The following is a 7,358-nucleotide window of genomic DNA, read 5'->3' as shown; positions in this document are numbered from 1 at the left end:
GTCTGCCAACAATTCCTCAAGAAAATCAGCGCCTTGCTCCCACACTCTCATGGCGTTGCGCTGCACCAGGCGGTAGGAGTCTTCACGCGACAGGCCGGCCTGCGTCAGCGCCAGCATGACGCGCTGCGAATGCACGAGACCGCGGAACTTGTTCATGTTCTTCAGCATGTTCTCGGGATAGACGAGCAGCTTGTCGATGACGCCGGTCAGCCGTGACAGCGCGAAATCGAGCGTCACCGTGGCGTCCGGCCCGATCATGCGCTCGACCGAGGAATGCGAGATGTCGCGCTCGTGCCAGAGTGCCACATTCTCCATCGCCGGGAGCGCCATGGAGCGCACCATGCGGGCAAGGCCGGTGAGGTTTTCGGTCAGCACCGGGTTGCGCTTGTGCGGCATTGCCGATGAACCCTTTTGGCCCGGCGAAAAATACTCTTCCGCTTCCAGCACTTCGGTGCGCTGCAAATGCCGGATTTCGATCGACAGCCGCTCGACCGACGAGGCGATGACACCGAGCGTGGCGAAGAACATGGCATGGCGGTCGCGCGGAATCACTTGCGTCGACACCGGCTCGGGCTTCAGGCCGAGCTTTGCCGCGACATGTTCCTCGACATAGGGGTCGATGTTGGCAAAGGTGCCGACCGCGCCCGAAATCGCGCAGGTGGCGATGTCTTCGCGCGCATGCACCAGGCGTTCGCGGCAGCGCGAGAACTCGGCATAGGCCTGCGCCAGCTTGACGCCGAAGGTGGTCGGCTCGGCATGGATGCCGTGGCTGCGGCCAATGGTGACGGTGTCCTTGTGCTCGAAGGCACGGCGCTTCAGTGCTGCAAGCAGGCCGTCGATGTCGGCGAGCAGGATGTCGCTGGCGCGGGTAAGCTGCACGGCAAAGCAGGTGTCGAGAACGTCGGAAGACGTCATGCCCTGGTGGATGAAGCGCGCATCCGGCCCGACGAATTCGGCAAGATGAGTGAGGAAGGCAATGACGTCATGCTTGGTGACGCGCTCGATCTCGTCGATCGCCTCGACATCGAATTTTGCCGCACTGCCCTTTTCCCAGATGGTTTTTGCCGCTTCCCTGGGGATGACGCCGAGTTCGGCCAATGCATCGCACGCATAGGCTTCGATCTCGAACCAGATGCGGAACCGGGTTTCGGGCGACCAGATGGCGACCATTTCCGGCCGGGAATAGCGAGGGATCATCGGTCAGTCCTGACGTATCGAGAAGTTTGCCCGCGTCCTAACAGAGGCGGACAAAATGCTCAACGCTGCTGGCGCGCAAACCAGACGCCCGCTGCAAACAGGGCGACGAAACCCAGCGGAAAATAAAGCCGGATGCCCAGCACCACGAACTGATAGAGCGCAATCAACGTCGTGAAGACGAACTGGAGGGCCCAGGTGTGGGTGAAAGCAGGTGCATGCCACTCGGCGTAATAGGAGCGGTACTGCAAGGCAAACAGCCCGCCGGTCAGGCCGATCGTCGCCGCGGCGAGGCACACGAACGCCGCCGCGAAGGCGACTTCCCAGCGCCTTCCCTGCGACACCAGCCGCGCCGCAAACAGGCCAATCGGAAAGGCCAGCGCAGCTCCCACTGCGAACAGCAAGGTGACAATGCGGATTTTCGCCGGTGTCTCCCAGTCGTCCAAAAACAGGGTGACGAGCGCACTGGCGCCCATCGTTGCCGCCCACCACAAGGCGCCGAAAAACGCCGTGCGCGGCGTCGGTATCGCGTGGCGAAGGCGGTTCAGCGCACGATCGAGCCTGGCGGGTTGAACAAGCGGTGTCACAGCCGGCCGGTCACCGCGATCCAGCGAAAGTCCGGCCCCTCGAAGCCGTATTGGCGCACCGCGATCAGCACCGCATAGGCGCTCAGACTGTCGATTGAAAAGGTCTGCACGGCACCGATGCGATAGCCGTTCGGGCAACCCCGGCTTTTCGGTATCGCCTTGTCCTCGTGCAGCAGCTTGGTGGTGCCGCCATCCTGCGCCTCTATGCGCAGCAGCCTGAAACCATTGATCTCGCCCTGGCTCTCGCAACCATCGGTGTTGTTCATGCCGACCTCATCGAGGCGGAACTCGAGCGGTGGGTCTACCGGCGAAAAGATCGGGCGCGGGTTGACCGCCATCCGGTGCGGATCGGCCGAAAGCTCGGTCACTGGGTTGAAACCCGCAGTGATGCCGCGGTTGGCGCTCAGCTCGGCCTGGCTGACAATGGCTTCGCCTTTTTGCCGGGCCTGAAGGCGCGCCGCGTCCAGTTTGGCATTCTCGTCCTCGAGCCGGACCCGGATCGGCGTGCCCTTGAGGAAGCTGTCGGTGCTGGTGTCGATGTAGTAGCGGTTGGCGTAGGGAAAGCCCGATCCATCCTGCACGCCATATTCCTCGAAAGCGAAGACGCCGCCGTCCTTGGTGAAGCCGAGGATTTCAAGCTCGGCGACATCGCCGGCACGTGCGGCGATCGAGGTCGCAAACTGTGCAAGCAGGCCAACGGCAAACAGAAAGAGCATTCGCATCGGTCTTCACCCCCGTGATCGTTTCAATCCCCTAGCACGACGAAATCAAAACGTCGTGCAGTGCGAAAGCCAATGCATCCAATCGGCCCGTCATTTGTTAATGTCGGCAGTCCCAATGGAGAACCACCATGACCGACACCAGCAAAATTCGTGAGCATATGGAAGTCGTCGGCGCCGACGGCGTGCATGTCGGCACCGTCGACAAGGTCGACGGCCAGCGCATCAAGCTGACCAAGGCCGATAGCGGCGAGGGCGCTCACAAGGGCCATCACCATTACATTCCCCTGAGCCTCATTGCCGAGGTCGATGGCAAAAAGGTCTGGCTGTCGGCGAATTCCGATGTCGCGGTGACGTTCGAGGAAGAAAAGTCCGATCCGGTCTGATCAACCCCTTCGCTTCATCCCAAGCGTGACGACCAGACCGGAAACAGATCGCCATCCGCAGGCGTCGCGGCAAACACGCCGCGGCTGATGGCACGCGCCATCGTGGCACCGGCAGCGGCGTAAAGGTCGATTGCCGCGTCGGCTCCGAGCTCGATACCGCTCGTGCCCGTCGCCAGCGCGAACACAAGGTCGCCGTCGGCCGGCGTGTGCGTCGGCCAGATGGCGCGCACGAACCCGTCATGCGCTGATATCGCCAGCCGTTTTGCGGCAGCCTTGGTGAGAATCGCATCGGTGGCAATGACGGCTATGGTGGTGTTGCCGCCGGTCTCCATCTGCCTGCCAAAATGCTTGTCGCGATATTTCAAAAGAATCTGCTTCGCGTCGTCCGGCATAGGCAAGGGATAGCCAAGCCCGCCGAATTCGTCGCCGATTTCGAACGGCGCCGCCCAGAAATGGCGGGTTCGGCTAACGGTTACCGAACCGGTCGGATTGACGGCGGCCAGCGCACCGATGGTGATGCCACTGTCCAGCAGCGTCGAGGCGGAGCCGAGACCGCCCTTCAGCCCTGAGGTCAATGCACCGGTGCCGGCACCGATCGTGCCGAGTTGGAAATCGACGGTGGCGGTTTGCACTGCTTCATAGCCAAGCTCACGGTAGGGTGGATAACGGCCCCAATCCTTGTCGCCGCCATTGCGCAGGTCGAACAGGATCGCCGATGGCACGATCGGCACGCGAAAACCACCGACCTCCAGGCCGATGCCGCGTTCGCGCAAGGCCGCCTGCACCCCGGATGCCGCGTCGAGGCCGAAAGCCGAGCCGCCAGAAAGCACCACGGCGTGCACCACCTCGACCGAATTGTGCGGCTCGAGCAGATCGGTCTCGCGGGTGCCCGGCGCACCGCCCAGGATCTGGACGCCCGCCACCGTCGGCCCATCGCAAAGGATCGTCGTGACGCCTGATTTCAGCCTGGCATCCGACGCATTGCCGACGCGCAGGCCGGCAATGTCGGTGATCAGGTTGCGCGGGCCGGTGCGAAACATCAGTTGCTTTCCAAGGGCGCAAAGCGTGTGCCGTCGAAGCGGAAGACGCGATAGGGGCTCTGGCTGAGATCGCCTTTCGCATCAAAGCGGATCGGCCCGATCGCAGTGGTGAAATCCTGTCCGGTCAGGGCTTCAGCCAGCGGCTTGCCCGAGCTTTCAGACAAGCCTGCCGCCGCCTTGGCGATTTCGACCGCCGCAAAGGCGGGCAGCGTATAGCCGTCAGGCACGATCTTCTGCGTGGCGAAGGCTGCCAGAACTTTGGGGTCGGCGACATCGGCCCATTCCGGCGGTGCGATCATCAGTGTGCCCACGGCATAAGGCACATCGCCCGGCGGTGTGCGCAGATTCTCGCCGCCGGCAAAGACGATACCGGCCTGGAGCTGTGCGGCATCGCGGCCCATGATAGCGATGTCGTCGCCGTCGCCGCCGGCAAAAACATGCGTGGCGCCGGCCTTCTTCAGCCGACCGATCATGCCGATCTGATTGTCGAGCTGTGGCCGGAACGTATCGACGAATACCGGTTTCAGCGCCGCCTGCTCGGCCGCTGCCCGCAGCGTCTCGGCGATCTCACGGCCATAGATGGTGCCGTCGTCGATGATGGCGAACAGCTCGTTCTGCCACAGATGGGTGAGGGCAGAGGCGACGGTGTTGCGCTCATCGTCGCCGCGTGGCCCGAGGCGATAGACCGGCCAGCCGGTCTTGGCGTGGCGGTCGGTCAGGCTTTCGGTTCGCACGCCAACGGTGATGACTGGAATGCCGGCGTCCTTGAGGATCGGCATCGCCGCCTCGATCGCCTCGGTGCAGAGAAAGCCGACCACGATGCTGACCTTGGCCGCGGCGAATTCCCTGGCCGCAGCAGCGCCGCCGTCGGCGGTGCAGGCATCATCCACGGTCTTGAGTGCGATGCCGTTCGCTTCGGCCGCCAGACCGGTGCCGGCCTCGATCTGCTTGCCGAGAATGGCCGATGGTCCCGACAGGGGCGCGGCGACGCCGACCAGCAGCGTCTGGGCGCTGGCGGCGCTGGCCATGAACAGCCAGACCAATGCGGCCGTTGTCGTTACCCTGGGTCGCATCCTGGTGAAGAATTCCTCCAAGCTGGCGACATCTTGCAGGCGCCAATTCCCGCCAAGACCTAAAGGCTGCCCGGCCTTGGTGCAACATGCGAATTCAAGGAGATGAGCCGAGGTCCAGCCGTCGCCTCGCTTGTGGCATGTCGTATGTCGCCATATATAGCGATAGGGTCATGACCATGGAAAATTTCCGGTGCTGAAGAAGAACGACATTGGGCCGCAGGCCTATCGCGACGCAATGAGCCACTTTGCCGGCCACGTCCATGTGGTCACCACCGACGGGCCGGCCGGCAAGCGCGGCGCGACGGTGATCGCCGCCTGTTCGGTGTCGGACACTCCGCCGACCATTCTGGTCTGTCTCAACCGCGAAAATCTCAAGAACGAGCCGTTCGTTAAAAACGGCAAATTTGCCTTGAACACGCTGGCTTCGCACCAGGAGCCGCTGTCGGTCGGCTTTTCCGGCATCACCGGCCTGCCAGTCGAGGAGCGTTTCGCGCTCGGCGAATGGGACGTGATCTCCACCGGCGCGCCAACCCTAAAAGGCGCGCTCGCCGTGTTCGACTGCGAATTGATCGACACCAAGGACCTGGCCACCCATCGTGTGCTTTTTGGCAAGGTGACAGGTCTGCGGATGGGCGATAATTTGCGGCCGCTGATCTACCACGCCCGCGGCTACCACGTACTGGAAAGCGGAGCGGCGGCGTTCACGGAGAAAGAATGACCGAGTTGAAACCGCGCGCCGCGCCGCGGACGATCGACGAGACGCTCGATCTCCTGACCGGCGCGGATTATGTGGCGGACCGGTCGCTGGCGACCGTGCTGTTCCTGTCGTTGCGCATGAAGCGGCCGCTATTCCTCGAGGGCGAAGCCGGCGTAGGCAAGACCGAGATTGCCAAGGTGCTGGCACAGGCGCTTGGCCGCCGGCTCATCCGTCTGCAATGCTATGAAGGCCTCGACGTTTCTTCCGCCGTCTATGAGTGGAACTACGCCGCGCAGATGATCGAGATCCGCATGGAGGAGGCGGCCGGCAAGGTTGAGCGCTCCGCCATGGAGCGCAATGTCTTCTCCGAAAAATACCTGATCCGCCGCCCGGTGCTCGATGCGCTGACCGGCAAGACGGGCGCCGCCCCGGTCTTCCTGATCGACGAGCTCGACCGCACCGACGAGGCGTTCGAGGCTTTCCTGCTCGAAATCCTGTCCGACTTCCAGGTGACGGTGCCTGAACTCGGCACCATCAAGGCGGAAGAACCGCCGATCGTCATCATCACCACCAACCGCACCCGCGAGATTCATGACGCGCTGAAACGGCGCTGTCTCTATCACTGGGTCGACTATCCCAATGCCGAGCGCGAGCTGGAGATCGTGCGCCGCAAGGTGCCACAGGCCAATCAACGGCTTTCGGCCGAAGTGGTGTCGTTCATCCAGAAGCTGCGCCAGATCGAATTGTTCAAGGTGCCGGGCGTCGCCGAAACCATCGACTGGGCAGGCGCGCTGATCGAACTCGACAAGGTGGCGCTCGATCCGGAAACCGTATCCGACACGATCGGCGTGCTGTTGAAATACCAGGACGACATTGCCCGCATCGAACAGGGCGAAGGCCGGCGCATCCTCAACGAGGTGAAGGCCGAGCTTTCGGCGGCGGAGTAGGCGATGCCGCGCCCCGAGCCGAAAGAGGCCATGCCGCACGGACGGATCGCCGACAACATCGTCTATTTCGCCCGCACCTTGCGCAAGGCAGGCATGCGGGTCGGGCCGGCCTCGGTCAAGGATGCCATCGAGGCGGTGCTGGTCGCCGGCATCGGTTCGCGCGACGACTTCTACTGGACGCTGCACGCCGTGCTGGTGTCCAGGCGTGAGGATCACGCCATTTTCGACGAAGCGTTCCGGCTGTACTGGAAGTCGCGCGAACTGATCGAAAAGATGCTGGCGATGTTTTCGCCGGTGGCGCCCGACGCCAGGGAAAAGCAGAAGCCCCGTCCTGCCGAGAACCGCGTCAGCCAGGCGATGTTCGAGGGCCACCAGAAGAACCAGCCGGCCCAGGAAATCCCCGAGATCGAGGTCGACGCCCGCTTCACCTTCTCCGGCAACGAGGTGCTGCGGGCTAAGGACTTTGCCCAGATGAACGCCGCCGAAATGGCCGACGCCAAGAAGGCGATCGCCAAGCTCCGGCTGCCTTTCGACATGGTGCGAACCCGGCGCTTCAAGGCCGATGCGCATGGCCGCCGCATCGATCCGCGCGCCATGATGCGTTCGGCCGCGCGCACCGGCGGCGAACTGATCCTGCCAAAATTCCGCTCACCGCGCGAAGTTCATCCGCCGCTGGTGGTGCTGGCCGACATTTCCGGCTCGATGAGCCAATACA

Annotated in this window: 9 protein-coding genes; 4 read left to right on the top strand and 5 right to left on the bottom strand. The window is 63.2% G+C overall.

The window, feature by feature from the left end; all coding sequences use genetic code 11:
• The 3 genes from purB to EN935_RS15305 form a co-directional block, all read right to left on the bottom strand.
• On the bottom strand, positions 1-1,197 hold a 1,197-nt coding region (gene purB / locus EN935_RS15315), incomplete at its 3' end, for an adenylosuccinate lyase (protein ID WP_127373417.1).
• 59 nt (positions 1,198-1,256) lie between these two features.
• A complete protein-coding gene (locus EN935_RS15310) occupies positions 1,257-1,670 on the bottom strand; it encodes a hypothetical protein (RefSeq protein WP_109669836.1) in 414 nt (137 codons plus the stop codon).
• A 107-nt stretch (positions 1,671-1,777) separates the two neighbouring features.
• Positions 1,778-2,503, bottom strand: coding sequence for a DUF2259 domain-containing protein (locus tag EN935_RS15305; RefSeq protein ID WP_127265980.1), 726 nt, complete (start codon positions 2,501-2,503; stop codon positions 1,778-1,780).
• Between the two features lie 128 nt (positions 2,504-2,631).
• On the opposite strand from EN935_RS15305, the gene EN935_RS15300 reads away from it, so the two are divergent.
• Positions 2,632-2,886: a DUF2171 domain-containing protein gene (locus tag EN935_RS15300; protein ID WP_013532118.1), complete on the top strand. Its 255-nt coding sequence runs from the start codon at positions 2,632-2,634 to the stop codon at positions 2,884-2,886.
• A 14-nt stretch (positions 2,887-2,900) separates the two neighbouring features.
• On the opposite strand, the gene EN935_RS15295 is transcribed toward EN935_RS15300, so the two are convergent.
• Together EN935_RS15295 and EN935_RS15290 are read right to left on the bottom strand one after the other, a co-directional pair.
• The gene (locus EN935_RS15295; protein WP_127373416.1) at positions 2,901-3,926 is read right to left on the bottom strand and encodes a P1 family peptidase; all 1,026 of its coding nucleotides are present in this window, start codon (positions 3,924-3,926) and stop codon (positions 2,901-2,903) included.
• The gene (locus tag EN935_RS15290) at positions 3,926-4,999 is read right to left on the bottom strand and encodes an ABC transporter substrate-binding protein (protein WP_127266050.1); all 1,074 of its coding nucleotides are present in this window, start codon (positions 4,997-4,999) and stop codon (positions 3,926-3,928) included. Before EN935_RS15290 ends, EN935_RS15295 begins: the two co-directional genes overlap by 1 nt.
• A 190-nt stretch (positions 5,000-5,189) precedes the next feature.
• On the opposite strand from EN935_RS15290, the gene EN935_RS15285 reads away from it, so the two are divergent.
• The 3 genes from EN935_RS15285 to EN935_RS15275 form a co-directional block, all read left to right on the top strand.
• Positions 5,190-5,717 carry a flavin reductase gene (locus tag EN935_RS15285; protein WP_127266049.1) on the top strand — a complete coding sequence of 176 codons (528 nt, stop codon included), beginning with the start codon at positions 5,190-5,192 and terminating at the stop codon, positions 5,715-5,717.
• A complete protein-coding gene (locus EN935_RS15280) occupies positions 5,714-6,643 on the top strand; it encodes a MoxR family ATPase (protein ID WP_127373415.1) in 930 nt (309 codons plus the stop codon). The genes EN935_RS15285 and EN935_RS15280 overlap by 4 nt, the downstream gene beginning before the upstream one ends.
• A gap of 3 nt (positions 6,644-6,646) precedes the next feature.
• Positions 6,647-7,358, top strand: a 712-nt coding sequence (locus tag EN935_RS15275) for a VWA domain-containing protein (protein ID WP_127373414.1), incomplete at its 3' end; no start/stop codon positions are given.

The organism is Mesorhizobium sp. M7D.F.Ca.US.004.03.1.1 (assembly GCF_003998635.1).
In the GTDB taxonomy this organism is placed as follows: domain Bacteria; phylum Pseudomonadota; class Alphaproteobacteria; order Rhizobiales; family Rhizobiaceae; genus Mesorhizobium; species Mesorhizobium loti.
Note: the sequence above shows the minus strand (reverse complement) of the source record. Positions and strands in the feature narration are given on the sequence as shown.